The sequence below is a fragment of the Maridesulfovibrio zosterae DSM 11974 genome (assembly GCF_000425265.1).
Taxonomy (GTDB): Bacteria; Desulfobacterota; Desulfovibrionia; order Desulfovibrionales; family Desulfovibrionaceae; genus Maridesulfovibrio; species Maridesulfovibrio zosterae.
Map to the genome: position 1 here is coordinate 171,754 of NZ_AUDC01000010.1, position 16,915 is coordinate 188,668.

Here is a 16,915-nt window from a genome sequence, read left to right on the forward strand (position 1 = left end):
AGGAGAAAAAATGAGCTCAACAGTAGATGATTTAACAATACATTATGAAGAAGACGGTGAAATAATAGTTAAAGAACTGGATAAAGAAGTTCTCACCAAAGGAGCATGGACTACAATAATGTTCCGGTATAAACAGCTTGATAAAAAAACTAGTGAATATGGCAAAGATATGTACACAATCCGCCGTTTTCGTAAAATGAATGGGGAATATCGCCCGCAGTCCAAGTTCAATATTTCCAGTCCTGATCAGGCCCGCAAAATAATCGGAGCGCTGGAAGGGTGGCTTAAGGACGTCGAGGAATAAATATACTGCTATATTTTTTCATATACCCTAAAATATGATTACAAAAAACTCCGCCCCAATTTCAGGACGGAGTTTTTTTATTAATGGATTTTGATATTTTCTTCTCTGAAAAAATCAGGATAATATTTAAATACAACATGATAATATTTTTTAACAAGCCGCCCGTATTCACCGCTCTGCTTTAATTTATCAAAAAAAAGATTAAACTCATTACGAAGCTTCGGTGAATCATGACTGAAGGCTGCTGCCATTTCCTGTTCCCTTGAAATAGGACCCAGTACCTTCAATTTTTCAGGATATTTCTCAAGAGCAACCATCATATCAGGGACATCAAGAAGAGTAACATCAACGACTCCCTTAAGAACTGCAAAAACCATATCATTGAGAAGGCCTGGAAAATCCATAACCTGTCCTACAGACTGATCAATGCCATACAATGAGGGAGTAAGGCAGGTACTTTCCTTACCTAATATTTTTCGTCCCTTAATCACTCTTTTTATGGCGGCGAGGTCTTTCGCAATATTCCCCGATGCATTAACTGGATTTGCGGGATAATCATATCTTGCCAATCCCCAAACCTGTGTCGGAAAGGTAGGATTAGAAAAATCAACCAGCTGTTTACGCCATTTAAGCATAGTTAAACCGCAAGCGATAACATCACCACGCACTTCAGTGTGTCCTACAACTTTCACGACACCATCTTCTGCCCGAACCAGCTCGCCGGTCAAATCTCCAAAAACTCTCATCCAGTTAGAGAGTACTAACTTATATTTTACGCCAAGGTGTTTGGCAAAACGCTGCATTACTTCAACGTCCAACCCCTGCCCTTTTTCAATGACAAAATTAGCATAAGGGATACCAATATGACGTAAAACTCCTGTTTTTCTAACCTGCTCCAAACTTGTGGCAAATGCTGGTATAACCCTAAAAGCAAAAGTGAATAAAAATATAAAAAAAATAACTCGACCTAAAATTCTATTCAAAACAACCCCATCAATATGAATAAATATCCCCATAAAAATCATCAAAGAAAAAACATTTTTAAAGATTCTCGTATAACAACTTCTAAGCTGATAGGATTATAAAGACACTCCATTTAAAATGGAGCCCCAGGTTAATTGATGGTATAAGTTCTTCCTGGTTCAACTTTCTGAACGGTTGAATTTGAAACAGTAAACCACATAAATTCACTAAAATATGACCCAGCTTCATTGCGTTCACTGTAAGAACATCCGACCAGCCAGCCGGCATCTGTATAATAACAATCTGTAGCACTCTCCATCTGCAAGGCCTCTGGGTGCATTGAATTCTCTTTTAAATACTTCTCTACTTCCACGTATGATTTACCATCTGAGGTTCGTTCCGGCTTAGCTCCGAACTTCTCTAACTCTTTCATAAAAGCATCATATTTAGCTTTGTATAGGTCATATTTGCTCTGATAAAGCTCTTCGGAAGGATTAAGTTGCTTCAACTCCTCATACACTTCCATATTCGCTTTATAATCTTTTACAGGAAGAGTCTGGACTTTAGCATATAGTTTTCTTTCCAGTCTTTTGCGTAGCTTTTTATCGTAGTCTTTAAGCTCTTTTGAATATTTTCTATTTTGCGGTTTAAGCGCAGCAAGTTCTGCATAATATTTAGCAAGCTCAGAATAATTCCATTTAGAAGTACGTTCAATCCTGCTTAGGAGATCTTTTTCCGTTGCAAGACGAATCATTTCTTTAAGCTCATCATTCATAAGCTCTCTATTTTTGTCAGCAACAGCAAGGGCTGTTTCAGCATTACCTGTTTCAATCAGTCTTTTCATACTTTGAATTACTTTTGTGCGATTTTCATCCTGCAGCGCTTTAAGTTCCTGTTCTTGCTTAATTCGGTTCTGTTCAACAATACGTGCCTTTTCTTCAGCGATCGAATTTTGAACACTTATCACCCCATAAGCGGCAAAACATAGAAAACAAGCTCCAGCAACTGAAGCCAACAAGACTTTTCTGCTTTTAATAAATTCTTTAATTGTCGTAATATTCATGGGGGAGAAGATACGGTCAGTAGATACACCAGTCAACAGCAAGAGCGGCTTTAGTACTCTTTTTATGCAAATTAGTATTTCATAATTCAGAGGAGTCCTCAACATTTCTGTATAACAGCTTTTTTCAAAAAAAATCTAAGACTTCACTCTCAAATTTACTATTCAACTTTATTTTTTTTTGTTACTGAAATTAATCCAGTTCAATAAGCACTAAACAGAGGAGTACTGATATGAGTTTTTTCTGGTTCTTTTTAGGTCTTGCAATGACTATGGCTGCTATCGCTTTCATCAAAGCCGCAAGCAATGAAGATTAGCCATTAATCCCACGGGGAAACCCGTAAATTTTTCTGTAAAAGCCCGCTCGCAAGCGGGCTTTTACTTTTGTTGTAATTAACACTTCTTATCCTTTCATCTTTCAGGTATTTATATATCAGATTAAAGTAACTCATAATCATTATTCTGAATTACAATGGATAAACTGTGAGCAGAAAAAAAGTACTAGAACATCTTAAAACGAATAAAGACCTCTGGATCAGAGTTCCAAGTGTCATCAAAAATGAGTCCGGAAATTCTGAGTTTGAGATGCTGCTGGCCACGTCTGAATTAAAAGATGCCGGCGTAAACTCTCTTCTACACCGTGAAACCCGCACAGGAGGCTTTGAATACGCCTCTCGAGCTTTCATTCATGCCCACTTAAAACCCGGCGATCTGTTTATCGATATAGGAGCGCACTTCGGACTATATTCCATGACTGCTGCAATGAAATTTCCCGGAGAAGTGAAAGTTCTTGCAGTTGAACCACACCCCGCAAATATTAAAAGACTACAACTCTGGGCTGAATTCAATGAATGCTCAAAACAAATAACCATAGCTGAATGTGCTGCTTCAGATCATAGTGGATTCAGTCTTTTAAATCAGAACTCATCAATGGGGCATAGTCTGGTCTCCCTGAACACTAATCAAGCATACGAGACATTGAACGTAGCGCTCCACCCCATAGATAAAATTGTTGCAGACGCAAAAGACCTTTGCACAGAACAAAGGATTATCCTTAAAATTGACACAGAAGGACATGAACTCCCCACGCTGAAAGGTGCACTCAGACTCCTCAAATCAGGCCGCGTAGCGGCTATCATTTGGGAAAAAGGGCATTTCCATACTACCCCCGAAGGAATTAAAGAATTTAAAGAAATTTTATCTCTGCTGCGGGACCTGTGTTATGACTCCTACCGTTTCCCTCATGAAGATATGGGAGGCCCTTTAGTGCCTTATGCATCAAGTCATGAGCAATGCAACATCATCAGCATTAACGAAACTATCACTCCACTTCCAGTCTATAAACAACCATGGACGGCTCATACAGTCCTCCCCTCTTCTATGCGGCCCAATGTTTCAGCTGATTTTATGCGCGGATATACAGAACTGCTCATAGACAAAAAAACAACTGATTGCGGACGCTGGTCCCGTTGGGAATCACTTTGCGGTGATATTGATCAGCGTGCAGGGCTTGCTGGAGCACTTATCGCAGAGAAATCATCAGTTCTTGATGTTGGTGCAGGCCTTATGATGCTACGTGACTATATACCGGAGAGTTGTTCATACACACCGCTGGACATTGTCGCCCGCAACCGCAAATGTATTGTGGCGGACCTCAACCAGAAACAATATCCGGATCAAAAATTTGATGTAATAGCAGCTCTTTTTGTTTTTGAATTTTTACACGATGTTACTTCTTTTTTGGAATGGGCAGCAAATAATGCTGAAAAGCTTATCTTTACTTATCACCAGATGAAGCCCAATTCCAAAAGGACACAACGCCGTGCCGCAGGTTTTTTTAATGACTACCATATCTCTGAAATAGAAAAAATCATTCAAAAAACAGGCTGGAAAATCAAGACTACTATTGCTATACATTCAAATCAGACCTGCTTTGAATGTATTAAATAAGGATTCAATATGAAAATATACTCATGGAATATAAATGGCTATCGCGCAGTTATCAAAAAGAACTTCAACGAATGGTTTGAAGAAAGCGATGCAGATGTCGTTATGCTGCAGGAAACCAAAGCTCATCCAGACCAGATTGCTGAAAAAGATAAGAATTACGACGGATATGAATCATTATGGAACTGGTCAAAAGTAAAAAAAGGATACTCCGGGACTGCATGTTTCACCCGCCAGCCTGTCATATCACACTCTTTTGGCCTGCCTGATGAAAAATATCAGGGTGAAGGCCGTGTTATACTTATGGAGTATGAACACTTCTACCTATTCAACATATACTATCCAAACGGACAGATGAATGATCAACGCCTTGAGTTCAAAATGGGATTTTATGATAAGTTCTTAGAATATGCACAGGAACTTCGAAAAAATAAACCAATCGTCGTAGGAGGAGATTTTAATACCGCACATACGGAGATTGACCTTAAAAATCCTAAAGCCAATTCTGAACGGTCAGGTTTTCTGCCTATAGAACGAGAGTGGATTAATAAATTTATTGAGCATGGTTACATTGATACATTCAGAATATTTGATGAAAGCCCTGGAAAATATTCATGGTGGAGCTACAGATTTAATGCCCGTAAAAACAATGCAGGGTGGCGTATTGATTACTTTTTCGTATCTGATGAACTAAAGGACAATGTAAAAAATGCATGGATTGAAGCAGACGTTTTAGGCTCTGATCACTGCCCTATCGGTATTGAGTTGGATTTTTCCTGACTTTTCTGATTGTTACAAAACTGCATAAACAAATTAAGGCTGGGTAAAACCAGCTTTTTTTATTCAAATATATTTTAAAAAAATTAATGAAATTTCCTCAATCTTAAGTAAACCATATTCCATATTTGATGCTCTTAATACATGGCAACAATAACATATTATCACACATCTCGCTCATTATTTTTTTTATAGCATCATTCTCCAATCTATTGTAGAAATCGACAGACCTACAAGAAAATCATAAAAAATAAACATAAAAGCATGCAAATAGCTAAACTGACATAGCTATTTCTATGAAATGCTTAAAAAACGTCACAATAGGGAGTTGGAGGGGACATGTTCAAAAACCTTAAAATCGGCACTAAAATAGCTTTAAGCATCAGTATAATGATGGTTTTTATTTTTGTTGCCTTTACAACTATTACCGTACAGAAAACAAGAGAATCCTCACGGATACAAGCCTCAGAACTTGCTGAAGAAATGGCTGGTAGATACGGTAATGAGGTTAAAGGAACCATTGAAAAAGCACTTGACGCTTCCTGGGCCGGAGCGGCAGCGATAATAACCTTCTCCAATTACAAAGAAAATCTTGATCGCAAAATGGTTAACCATTTTATTCAAAATCTTACAGAAACAGATCCAATGTTCTATGGCACACAAATCGTTATTGAGCCAAATGAACTTGACGGTCAAGACAGTAAATACACCGGCGATAAAAATTATGGACCAAATGGTGAGTACGGTCAGTATGGATGGCACGAAAACGGTGAATGGAAATTAACTGAAATGTACCAACATGATCCTAATAACACTCGTGACTGGTACAAAATTCCCCGTGACACTAAAAGAGCCATCCTTACTGAACCATATACGACTCCAATAGTTGACTATGTCATGGCAACCGTCAGTGTTCCGATAATCAAGAACAATAAATTTATAGGGATCGTAGGTATTGACTTTGTTCTCGACGCATTTGAAAAAATGATTGATCAGATCCACCCGATGGAAACAGGTTACGCATTCATCTCCTCCAATAAAGGATACTGTGTGGCCCATCCTCAAAAAGATCTTGTCGGGAAAAATATTACAGAAATATTCCCTGAAAATGAACAGAATGAAGTCGCGAGCACAGTTAAAAACGGTAAAAGATTTCATAAAGTATTGACCTCTCCTATCGACGGTAAGGAATATTTTTATGTTTTGGAACCAGTCAAAATTTCCGGAACGTCGACTCCCTGGACAATCGGTTTTGCAATACCGACAGAGAAAATTTTCGTAGAGGCAAACAACTTCCTGAAACTTAGCATAGGCCTATCAATTATAGCGATTATTCTTGTTCTGGGAGTCGTTTTATTTGTGGCCCGCAGTGTTTCAAAACCCATTGGAACTATGGTTAACTTCGCGCAGGATATTGCTGACGGCAGATTTGATTCTCATCCGGATAAAGAACAGTTTGGAGGTGAACTCCTTACTCTCTATGAGGCCCTAGCTAAAATGATTGAAAGCCTTGTAGATCTGATTAAAACGGCTGAAGAAAAATCAGGTGAAGCTGAACACCAGACTGAAGCAGCAAATATTGCTCTCGAAGAAGCGCAAAAAGCTAAAAGTGCCGCAGAAAGTGCAAAAGCAGAAGGGATGCTGCATGCTGCCAGAGAACTTGAAGGAATCGTTGAGCAGGTAACCTCTGCCTCTGAACGACTCTCTATGCAAATAGATGAATCCAGCCAAGGATCTGAAATTCAGCGCGAGCGTACTACTGAATCAGCAACAGCTATGGAGCAGATGAATGCATCAGTTCTTGAAGTAGCTCAGAATGCATCACAAGCAGCAGAAAGTGCCATGAATGCAAAATCTAATGCTGAAAACGGTGGAAAAATTGTAGCCAATGTTGTTTCTTCCATTAACTCAGTCAATGAAGCTTCAGGTAGAATGGTTGCAGGACTTGGTGAGCTGGGCTCTCAGGCTGCAGGTATTTCGCAGGTTATCACTGTAATTACGGACATTGCTGACCAGACAAATCTTTTAGCCCTTAATGCGGCAATTGAAGCAGCCAGAGCTGGTGAAGCAGGACGAGGATTTGCAGTTGTGGCAGATGAAGTGCGTAAACTTGCAGAAAAAACCATGCAGGCTACACAGGAAGTTGCAACTGCAGTTCATGCAATTCAGTCTGAAACAAAAAAGAATATTGACGAAATGAATAGTGCTGCCACTATTGCTGCTAAAAGCACTGAATACGCTAATCAGGCAGGAGAAAGCCTTGAAACTATTGTAGGAATAGTCGAAGACACTGCCGATCAGGTCAGGGCCATTGCCACAGCAAGTGAAGAACAATCTGCTGCAAGTGAACAGATCAACAGAGGCACTGATGAAGTTAACAGAATAGCTACTGAAACAGCAGATGCAATGGCGCAATCCAGAAGTGCTGTAGCTGATCTTGCCAGGCTGACTGAAGAGCTCCAGAACCTTATTATTGAACTAAAAAGCGTATAGCTCTACTAAGTTCTGATGACTAATGAATAGGCAAGGATAAATTCCTTGCCTATTTTTTTGACAAAAACTCTTTTTATCTTGAAAATGATTATCAAATTCATTATAGATCTTTTAAAGATCACAACAAAACAGGAGACTCAGCTATGACCCAGACAACCACTATCTCATCATTAAACAGAAAAAATTTCCTTAAAAGTGCCTTTAAAACCCTTACGAACACTTCTAAAAAATCAGGGGGATATAATCTAGCGCACCAAGCATCTGAAGCTAAAAAAAATAACGATAAGAACTATCACGAATAACAGTTTAAAAAACTAAATGTTCCTGAATACATTCAAGCAAACCATAAAATTTAAATTGTAATGGAGATTAAAATGGCAGATGTAATTAAAGAAGCGGTGCGAATGAAACGACAATATGGCTGGAAAACATATCTCATAAAATTCCGTGATTATTATTCCTACACATTTGATCCCAGCCTTTTTCCTGAATTTGAATTATTAGGTGAAGTTGACACAGATGGAGCAATAATTCCCTCTTCATCTGTAAAATAAACTAAAGTGAACTCTCCCCGAATGCCCTAAAGAAATAGCTTCACCCTCCCGACTCTTAAATCCTCCAGCCACAAGAGTCGGGAGAAAATATTCTAGAGACTTACTTATTATCCTCGCCGGTAATATTTATTGTTTGGTCAGAAATCTTTTTTAAAACGTCCATAAGTTCATCTGGAACCTGCCCTTCACCTGTAAGCAATTCCTGTATCTGCTCATTAGAAAGCCCACTATTCTCAGCTATCTCAAGCAATTTTTCTGATATTTTTATTTCATCCATCAAATTTCTATAGATTTTATCACCAAATATTGCAAAATATCAATTTACCTTTTCATTTCAGTATATAATACCATAACAGCATGTTGCAGCCCAAATATACACTGGATAGGACTGGACAACAGATTAAGTTCTTCTTATGACCCTACACCAACAGTACAATTATACTTTTTAAATTACTATATTTCGGGAGCAAGGATGCTTAGCAACCTCAGCGTAATTCTTTTCGGTACAAAGTACCCTGAAAATGTCGGGTCCTCAGCACGAGCAATGACCAATATGGGTTGCAGCAACCTCACACTGGTCAGTCCTGCCTCATGGGATATGGAGAAAGCTATGCCTCTGGCAACTGTTAAAGCCAGAGATATTGTTGAAAAAGCTGCTGTTGCAAATACTCTCTCAGAGGCATTGATAGGCCATGCTAAAGTGTATGGAACAACCGCCCGAACCGGTGGCTGGCGCAAAGGTGTGCTTACTCCGTCAGCAGCCGCCCCGCTTATTGTAAAGCAACTGCGTGCTGGAGAAAAAGTTGCCATCGTTTTCGGTCCGGAAGACCGAGGACTGACTAATGATGAAACACAGCTTTGCTCACGGCTCATTAATATTCCTACCAGCAATGAAAACAGCTCATTAAATCTTTCACAGGCTGTACTTATTATTTTATATGAGTGTTTCAGAAAAGCTTTAGATAAACCATATGCTCCTGCAGGACCACCGGAAGAACGCTCCACCTCTTTTGAAGAACAGGAGATACTAGCCGCGAACCTACAGGAAACCCTTTTAGCTATAGACTTTTTAAAAGCAGATAATCCAGATTACTGGATGATGCCTGTCCGACGCTTTATGTCCAGATTGGATATTAAACGAAATGAATTTAATCTTCTGATGGGGATTTGCCGCCAGATTAAATGGATTGCAAGTCAGGCCGACAAAAATTAAATTCTTACTCTTCTCAATAGGGAAAAAGATAGTTATAGTAGTATCTACCAAGACATGCGGAGCCTATAAATGACTGAAACTAATATGATTAAAGACCTAAGCGGAGTTTTTTCCCGTCAAAAAATTGCCAAAGTAGGAACAGGAACAACCACTCGCCGTGTTGCCCAGATAGGGTATTACTTTGTTGAGCAAACCGATGAAAACTTATTTCAGGTTCGGCCGCTCAATAATAACTTTGTCCCCACTGGAGATCCTGAAGGAATTGACCGCGAAGAATTGCTGAAAGATTATACTCCTGAACCTGAAATGTATCACAAGCAGGTTCTTCCCAATATGAAGGATCTTCAGAAAACTTTAGCCCGCGCTGACCGTCATCGTAAGCAAGGAAATACTTTCAGTGCTGAGATGGAGTACACAAGTGCCATCAAGGTTGATGAATATAATGTTCGAGGTAATTTTGGCGTAGGGTTATGCCTTATGGAGCGCAAAGAAACAGAACGCGCCAATGACATATTCGCCAGACTTATTTCCATGGATGCACCTTTTGCATCAGAGCACAAACACATGTTCAATGATTTCGGAATAAGTCTGCGTAAATCAAAAATGATTCCGCAGGCAGTGCAATACTATTCCAAAGCCATTGAATTGAGCCCTGACGATGAACATCTACGCTATAATCTTGCCCGTGCACATTTTGAAGATAAAGCATATGACAAGGCACGTGAAGACCTCAATGTCTGCCTTGAGCTTAATCCTGATTTTGAAGAAGCCAAAAAATTTGTCGCTTATCTGGACAAAAATAAACTAGGCTGATTTAATAAAAAATATTATAGAGCTCTAATGAACTCTATAAAAGGATTTATAATTGCTGGAACCCACAGCGGATGTGGTAAGACCTCTGTCACCCTCGGTCTTATGGCAGCACTTGCACGCCGTGGACTTAAAGTTCAGCCATTCAAAACCGGCCCGGACTTCATTGATCCGGGACATCATAGCCGCGCAGCCGGCAGAACATGCCACAACCTCGATGGCTGGATGCTTACCGGAGAAACGCTGCGAGACATTTTTTCACGCTACACTCAAGACGCTGATGCCAGTATTGTAGAAGGAGTTATGGGGCTCTTTGACGGCTATTCAGCCCTTGAAGAGACCGGATCAACAGCCCATCTTTCTAAAGAGCTTAACCTGCCTGTAATTCTTGTAGTTGATGCCCGCTCAATGGCCCGCTCTGCAGCTGCTCTGGTACAAGGCTTCTGTAACTTTGATCCGGAAACGGCCGTAGCCGGAATTATTTTCAACAATGTAGGAAGTAAAAATCACGAACAAACTCTGCGTGAAGCCATTTCATTAACTGAAATACCACTGGTAGGATGTTTACCCAGACGCGCAGAAATTGCCACCCCTTCCCGTCATCTTGGACTGGTCACTCCTGAACACTTGGAAGATCTTGATACTAAATACAGCAAACTTGCTGACTGGGTTGAAGAGAATCTTGATATTGAACAAATAATCGAAGTTTTACCGGACATACCAATACCTCCGCGCTTTGATGAAGTTCCCATGATCCCACGTACCAGAATCGGAATTGCGAAAGACAAAGCATTTTCATTCTATTATGAAGAGAACCTGCGTATTTTGAAAAAAGCAGGAGCTGAACTTATTCCTTTCTCCCCTATTGAAGACAAAGAACTTCCGGAAGGTATTTCAGGGCTATACATAGGAGGAGGCTATCCTGAGCTGTCAGCCTTTGATCTCGCCCAGAACACCAAAATACGCCGGGCGATTGCTGATTTTTCAACTTCTGGTAAGCCTGTATATGCCGAATGCGGTGGATTCATGTATCTTATGGAATCCATATGCAAAGATGACCGTGTATTCCCCATGTGTGGCATTTTCCCTTTTCGCAGTTCTATGCGGTCACGCTTTCAGGCGCTTGGATATCGGGAAATTGAGTTATCTCAAAACAGTCCACTTGGACCGGCTGGAACCATTGCCCGTGGGCATGAATTTCATTATTCATCTATTGAAGGTGCTATGGACGAGATATCAAATTCATACTCGGTTACAACTAAAAAAGAGACTAACATACCTGAAGGATTCACCATAAACGGCAATACCATAGGAAGTTATATCCACCTCCACTTCGCCAGCAACCCTCAAGTTGCAGTAAATTTTGTCGAAGCTTGTTTAAACATAGATCAGGAATCTCTTTCTCAGAAAAATTAATTTTATAAAGAACATCATAAAATATCAGCACTAATATTCAGTAAAAATGTAATATTTCACAGCGTCATCTTTGCTTCTTAAATAGACATTCAATACGTTGAAATTTTGCGTAACTCCCAAACAAATGGAGATATGTCTCGATATTTTCTGTGCTCAGCACGGTGGTTAACTTGATATTTTTGTGCAAAACATAAGATAAAATGCAAAAATTTATTATGCACATAGACATGGATGCTTTTTTTGCATCAGTTGAGCAGCTTGATAATCCAGAACTGCGTGGTAAACCTGTCGGAGTAGGTTCCATGCATAAACGTTCTGTTTTAAGTGCGGCATCATATGAAGCACGAAAATATGGAGTCCGATCTGCAATGCCCGTCCAGCAAGCATTAAAACTATGCCCTCAACTGCAAATAGTTTCCGGCACAAGAGCACGCTATAAAGAAATATCAAGAAAGGTCATGACGGTACTTGGTAATTTTTCTCCGGTTGTAGAACAGGCTTCAATTGACGAAGCATATCTGGATATCAGCGGCACAGAAAAATTATTCGGTCCGCCACGCAAACTTGCAGAAACAATCAAAGAAGATATTTTAAATGCAACCGGACTGACCGCTTCAGTGGGAATCGCACCCGTTAAATTTTTAGCCAAAATAGCATCCGACCTAGATAAACCAAATGGAATATCCATTATCGAAGCCCATGAAGTTCAAAGTTTTCTGCAAAAGCTGCCCGTAGAAAAAATACCCGGCGTGGGCAAAAAAGCATTACCGAAGCTACAGTTATACGGCATTAAATATGCTGCTGACTTTCGCCGTTACACACCTGAATTCTGGAAAGATAAATTCGGCGAACGAGGACTTGTACTATATGAAAAAGGTGCCGGTATCGACCCTACTCCGGTTGAAGTCAGCGGGCAGATGAAATCTTCCAGTGCAGAAAACACCTTTGGTGAAGATGTTTCTGATATCCACAAGCTTAAGACTTTACTGCTTAAACAATCAGAACGCATTGCCGCAGATATCAGGCGTAAAAGTCTTAAAGGACGCACCATCACCTTAAAAATAAAATTCCCCGATTTCAGGCAGATTACACGCAGTAAAACCATAGAGACACGAACCTCCCACGCAGGAACAATATACAAAACAGGATGTGCACTCCTTGATGCAGAAATACCAATCGGGCCTGTTCGGCTGATAGGTATCGGCATTTCAAATTTTGACGAGCGTAGTCAGCAGCTTTCGCTTCTTGAAGATCTTGAAAACCCAGTTGAAAATAAAAAGCTGGATCAACTTGATAAAGCTGTTGATCTGGTCCGCCTGAAATTTGGCAAGAACATTCTCACCCGCGGCAGGCTTCTTGAAGATGAGTAAGCAAAACCAATCTCTCAGAGAGGGGTACACAACAGGATCAACTGCTACAGCTGCGTCAATGGCTGCTCTGAGAGTTCTACTTGGTGGTAGTGTCCCTGATCAGATTGAAATCCCCTTGCCGGTTAAAGGTACGCTAAAGGTCCCTGTAGAAAGGGTTGAAAAATCAACTACCGATGCTTGCGGAGTGGTCATAAAAGACGGAGGTGATGACCCTGATGCGACTCACGGTGAAGAAATTCATGCACGGATAGAAATTTCAGAAAGTAAAAAGCTGCATGTGGAACTTCACGGAGGCATAGGAGTAGGAAAAGTCACTTTACCGGGACTGCCTGTGCCTGTAGGTGAAGCTGCAATTAATCCTGTACCGCGAAAACAGATTATTGCTGGGATACTGAAAGAAATATCTGACTCGTTTCCTGATTTTAAAGGACATATCAAAGTCGTTATTGAAGTTCCCAGAGGAAAAGAAATAGCTGAAAAAACAATGAATTCCCGTCTTGGAATTATTGGAGGAATTTCCATACTGGGAACCCAGGGTATCGTACGCCCTTTTAGTCACGCCTCATGGAAAGCGTCAATTGCACAGGCTCTAAATGTAGCAAAGGCTTCATGCTTAAGCGAAATAGTTTTCACAACAGGTCGTAGAAGTGAACAATTCTATCTAAAACACTTCGCAGATACAAAGCCGATCATCATGATACAAGCTGCTGATTTTTTTAAATTTTCAATGCAGCAGGCCAAGCTGAAAAAAATGGATAAAGTGTGCTGGTCAATTTTCATAGGTAAACTGGTGAAACATGCTCAAGGTTTTCCCTATACTCATGCAAAAGACTGGGCTATCGATTTTCCGATGCTGGCAAACTGGTGTTCAGAACTAGGCATAGAAAAATTCTTGATAGACAAAATTCAAGCAGCAAATACTGCCAGGCAGGTTTACGACATGATCCCGGAAAATTCCAAGCAAATATTCTGCGACATGTTAAGAAGTAAAGCTCAAATAAATGCTGTTAATTTTTCAGGAAACAAAAACATGCGTGTTGATTACTTCCTATTCGACTTTGATGGAAAATTAATTCAATAAATACAAATTCACAGAAATTCTTCATCATCATCTTCACGAAGTTCTGAGAGGATGAATATCCCTGCTCCTGCAGCAAGGACTGAAACAATGTAAAATGGAACACACCTGTTTGATGTGTCATAGCTGCCAGCTTGATAATGTTCCTCAATACAAGCGGTTCCCAGCATATCATTAATTCTGGACATGGATTTCTGTTCAAGCATCGGGCCTGTAATGGCAAATCCATAAAAAGCTGTTATTAATGAACCGACTAAAAGTGCAAATGCGATCATTTTTTTCATTTTTACTAGCTCCTTTAAAAGAATAAGGGGCATTTTTACTATAGCAAAAAATAATACTTTTGGTAATAGTTGTTCGATTCTTTTTGTTACTTACATAACAGACCAAAATGAGTGGCTTTCTAAAGAGCTGCCAAACAAAACTATATAAGATTTACAATGAAATATCCCTTACAAATTATCGGCTTGCACCCGGGAAGCCTTGAGCCACCATCTTCTGCCATAAAAATTATTGATAATGCTGACGTACTCAGCGGAGGGAAAAGGCTGTTAGATCATTTTTCTGATTTCGATGGCAAAAAAATGCCTTTCATATATCCAGTACGAGACTATGCACAGGAACTATTGAAACTCCTTAAAAAAGAAAAAAAGATTGTACTCTTAGCGGATGGAGACCCTCTTTTTTTTGGTATTGCAGAATCATTAATACCACTTATTGGCAGTGAAAATGTGTTGGTAACCCCTTCACCTTGCACACTCCAAATAGGAGCAGCGCGTTTAAATAAAGGCTGGAAAGATATAAAAGCTGTTTCACTGCATGGACGAAAAGATTTCTTCCCGCTCTATTCAGCTTTGCAACACCGCAAAGATTGCGCAGTATATACAGATAAAGGCAATACCCCTTCAGCTATAGCAAGAACCCTTCTGGAAAAGGGTGTTGATAATTACAACATGAGCGTTCTTTCGGAGCTTGGAACTGAATCAGAAATCATTGCTCAAGGAAATCTCGAAAGTTTTACAGATTTCAATTGTGCTGACCTAAATATTATTATTCTTACACTCAAAAAAGAAAATACCCAGCCACAACAGTTCGGGCGTGAAGACAATGGTTTTACACGTCAAAAAGGGCTTATCACCAAACTTCCGGTACGTGCCACAGGGCTTGCTCTACTTGATTTACGTCCTGAACAAACTGTCTGGGACCTCGGCGCAGGGTGCGGTTCGGTTGCAATTGAAGGATCTTTTATTACTGGTGACTCTAAATTTTTTGCCGTTGAAAAAAATACAGAGCGGGTCGAAATGATCAAAGAAAATATCCGTAAATTTCGGGCATGGACTGTTGAAGCGGTAGCTGGAACAATGCCTGATATTTTAAAAGAGCTGCCAGATCCTGACCGCATTTTCATTGGCGGGGGTATTGGCAGAGACGCAAGTGTAATTGAAGAAGCAGCGCAAAGACTGAAACCTGCAGGACGTATTGTAGTCCACACTATTCTTATGGGCAGTGTCCAGCGAACGAGAGAGACATTTGATTCTCTAGGCTGGCCTTGGCAGGCTATGCAGTTGCAGTCCTCGACCTCAGAAAAACTGGCTGGAGATATCCGCTTTAAAGCTCAAAATCCTATTACCATAATCTGGGCAGCTAAGCCCGCAGGACAATAGATGGGAAAAGTATACTTCATTGGCGCAGGACCGGGTGATCCTGAACTGATTACTGTCAAAGGACAACGCATTATACTGGAAGCAGGACTTGTTCTATATGCAGGATCATTGGTACCCAAAGCAGTCATAGCCTCAGCATCCGAGAATGCCCGAGTTGAAAATTCGGCCTCAATGTCGCTGGAGGAAACCAATAAACTAATGGTTGAACATGCCGGAAAAGGTGAAATTGTTGCCCGAGTTCATACAGGTGATCCGGCTCTTTACGGAGCAGTTCAGGAACAGGCCCGCCTACTTAAACAGGCTGAAATTGAATATGAAATTATTCCGGGGGTAACCTCTGCCTGTGCAGCAGCAGCCGCATCAAGCTCATCATTTACAGTGCCGGGAGGGACTCAAACCCTGATTATTACCCGTATGGAAGGCCGCACTCCAGTTCCTGAAGATGAAAGTCTACAAAAGCTTGCTGCCCACAACAGTGCCATGGCAATCTACCTGTCCGCAGGCAATCCATCAGGTATTCAGGAGCAGCTTCTTGCCGGTGGAATGGCAAAAGACACTCCGGTAGTTCTCGGCTATCGCATTGGCTGGCCGGAAGAGAAATCTGTAGAGACGACTCTTGAAAATCTGGCTGAAGCAGCGCAAGAAAATGATTTTAATAGACAAACAATTTTTATGATTCTCCCCGGAAAAGGGGCTGATAGTGAATCTCTGCTTTACGATGCAGGCTTCAGCCACATGTTCAGAGATGGTGGCAAGCAATAAATATCTGACGACCGGCACATAATATTAATTAACTGCAAAAATTATGAAAATGAGTATGAAAAGGTAAAATATGGATATTTTAGAGATCAATACCGGCGAACATGAGGAAATGATCGATATTACGGTACAGATAAGGGAACATGTACATAAAAACGGATGGGAATCCGGAGCTCTATTGCTCTATTGCCCTCATACAACAGGGGCTGTCACTGTTAATGAGGGAGCTGATCATGATGTTGTCAGAGACATTATTGTCAACATGCGCAAACTTATTCCTCATCGCGGTGATTACCGTCATATGGAAGGTAACTCTGACGCACACATCAAAACAAGCATGTTCGGCCCAGAACAAATGCTTATAGTTGAAGATGGAGATGTAATGCTCGGCACATGGCAGCGCATTTTCTTCTGCGAGTTTGACGGGCCAAGAAACCGTAAATTATGGGTCAAATGGCTGGAAACTTGTGTATAAAGCCAAACTTGCTTAAGATCTTGGAATTGATT

At 40.5% G+C, this 16,915-nt stretch carries 18 protein-coding genes; 14 read left to right on the forward strand and 4 right to left on the reverse strand.

Annotated elements, in window-relative coordinates:
* The first annotated feature begins 10 nt into the window (after positions 1-10).
* Entirely contained in the window at positions 11-304 is a 294-nt protein-coding gene (locus tag H589_RS0101415) for a hypothetical protein (protein ID WP_027720366.1), read from the forward strand.
* 80 nt (positions 305-384) lie between these two features.
* On the opposite strand, the gene H589_RS18965 is transcribed toward H589_RS0101415, so the two are convergent.
* Together H589_RS18965 and H589_RS0101425 are read right to left on the reverse strand one after the other, a co-directional pair.
* A complete protein-coding gene (locus H589_RS18965; RefSeq protein WP_169433095.1) occupies positions 385-1,287 on the reverse strand; it encodes a transporter substrate-binding domain-containing protein in 903 nt (300 codons plus the stop codon).
* A 131-nt stretch (positions 1,288-1,418) separates the two neighbouring features.
* A complete protein-coding gene (locus H589_RS0101425; RefSeq protein WP_245577014.1) occupies positions 1,419-2,366 on the reverse strand; it encodes a hypothetical protein in 948 nt (315 codons plus the stop codon).
* 444 nt (positions 2,367-2,810) lie between these two features.
* On the opposite strand from H589_RS0101425, the gene H589_RS0101435 reads away from it, so the two are divergent.
* From H589_RS0101435 to H589_RS0101460, 5 genes are all read left to right on the forward strand, one after another.
* A complete protein-coding gene (locus H589_RS0101435) occupies positions 2,811-4,277 on the forward strand; it encodes an FkbM family methyltransferase (RefSeq protein ID WP_027720368.1) in 1,467 nt (488 codons plus the stop codon).
* Positions 4,278-4,286: 9 nt separating this feature from the next.
* Positions 4,287-5,054, forward strand: a complete 768-nt coding sequence (locus H589_RS0101440; RefSeq protein ID WP_027720369.1) for an exodeoxyribonuclease III — start codon at positions 4,287-4,289, stop codon at positions 5,052-5,054.
* A gap of 336 nt (positions 5,055-5,390) precedes the next feature.
* Positions 5,391-7,544, forward strand: a complete 2,154-nt coding sequence (locus tag H589_RS0101445; protein WP_027720370.1) for a methyl-accepting chemotaxis protein — start codon at positions 5,391-5,393, stop codon at positions 7,542-7,544.
* 143 nt (positions 7,545-7,687) lie between these two features.
* Positions 7,688-7,846 carry a hypothetical protein gene (locus tag H589_RS20735; protein ID WP_156891603.1) on the forward strand — a complete coding sequence of 53 codons (159 nt, stop codon included), beginning with the start codon at positions 7,688-7,690 and terminating at the stop codon, positions 7,844-7,846.
* A gap of 72 nt (positions 7,847-7,918) precedes the next feature.
* Complete coding sequence (locus tag H589_RS0101460; RefSeq protein ID WP_027720371.1) at positions 7,919-8,098, forward strand: hypothetical protein; 180 nt, start codon at positions 7,919-7,921, stop codon at positions 8,096-8,098.
* A gap of 100 nt (positions 8,099-8,198) precedes the next feature.
* On the opposite strand, the gene H589_RS20740 is transcribed toward H589_RS0101460, so the two are convergent.
* Positions 8,199-8,375, reverse strand: a complete 177-nt coding sequence (locus tag H589_RS20740; protein ID WP_156891606.1) for a hypothetical protein — start codon at positions 8,373-8,375, stop codon at positions 8,199-8,201.
* A gap of 195 nt (positions 8,376-8,570) precedes the next feature.
* Here H589_RS20740 and H589_RS0101470 point away from each other — a divergent pair, with 195 nt between their 5' ends.
* From H589_RS0101470 to cbiD, 5 genes are all read left to right on the forward strand, one after another.
* A complete protein-coding gene (locus H589_RS0101470) occupies positions 8,571-9,311 on the forward strand; it encodes an RNA methyltransferase (protein ID WP_027720372.1) in 741 nt (246 codons plus the stop codon).
* Between the two features lie 69 nt (positions 9,312-9,380).
* Positions 9,381-10,124, forward strand: a complete 744-nt coding sequence (locus H589_RS0101475; protein ID WP_027720373.1) for a tetratricopeptide repeat protein — start codon at positions 9,381-9,383, stop codon at positions 10,122-10,124.
* A gap of 27 nt (positions 10,125-10,151) precedes the next feature.
* Positions 10,152-11,537 (forward strand): cobyrinic acid a,c-diamide synthase CobB, encoded by a 1,386-nt coding sequence (locus tag H589_RS0101480; protein ID WP_027720374.1) that lies wholly within the window; start codon positions 10,152-10,154, stop codon positions 11,535-11,537.
* Between the two features lie 200 nt (positions 11,538-11,737).
* On the forward strand, positions 11,738-12,907 hold the full coding sequence (gene dinB / locus H589_RS0101485) for a DNA polymerase IV (RefSeq protein WP_027720375.1): 1,170 nt from the start codon (positions 11,738-11,740) through the stop codon (positions 12,905-12,907).
* Positions 12,900-13,988, forward strand: coding sequence for a cobalt-precorrin-5B (C(1))-methyltransferase CbiD (gene cbiD / locus H589_RS0101490; RefSeq protein WP_027720376.1), 1,089 nt, complete (start codon positions 12,900-12,902; stop codon positions 13,986-13,988). Before dinB ends, cbiD begins: the two co-directional genes overlap by 8 nt.
* An 8-nt stretch (positions 13,989-13,996) precedes the next feature.
* Here the strand turns inward: cbiD and H589_RS0101495 are convergent, their stop codons facing one another.
* Positions 13,997-14,269 carry a hypothetical protein gene (locus H589_RS0101495; protein WP_027720377.1) on the reverse strand — a complete coding sequence of 91 codons (273 nt, stop codon included), beginning with the start codon at positions 14,267-14,269 and terminating at the stop codon, positions 13,997-13,999.
* Positions 14,270-14,425: 156 nt separating this feature from the next.
* Between H589_RS0101495 and H589_RS0101500 the strand changes: the two genes are divergently transcribed.
* The 3 genes from H589_RS0101500 to H589_RS0101510 all read left to right on the forward strand — a co-directional run bounded on the left by H589_RS0101500 (position 14,426) and on the right by H589_RS0101510 (position 16,883).
* Positions 14,426-15,649: a bifunctional cobalt-precorrin-7 (C(5))-methyltransferase/cobalt-precorrin-6B (C(15))-methyltransferase gene (locus H589_RS0101500; RefSeq protein WP_035074668.1), complete on the forward strand. Its 1,224-nt coding sequence runs from the start codon at positions 14,426-14,428 to the stop codon at positions 15,647-15,649.
* Positions 15,650-16,411 carry a precorrin-4 C(11)-methyltransferase gene (gene cobM / locus H589_RS0101505; protein WP_027720379.1) on the forward strand — a complete coding sequence of 254 codons (762 nt, stop codon included), beginning with the start codon at positions 15,650-15,652 and terminating at the stop codon, positions 16,409-16,411.
* A 70-nt stretch (positions 16,412-16,481) separates the two neighbouring features.
* Complete coding sequence (locus H589_RS0101510) at positions 16,482-16,883, forward strand: secondary thiamine-phosphate synthase enzyme YjbQ (protein ID WP_027720380.1); 402 nt, start codon at positions 16,482-16,484, stop codon at positions 16,881-16,883.
* The last annotated feature ends 32 nt before the right edge of the window (positions 16,884-16,915 follow it).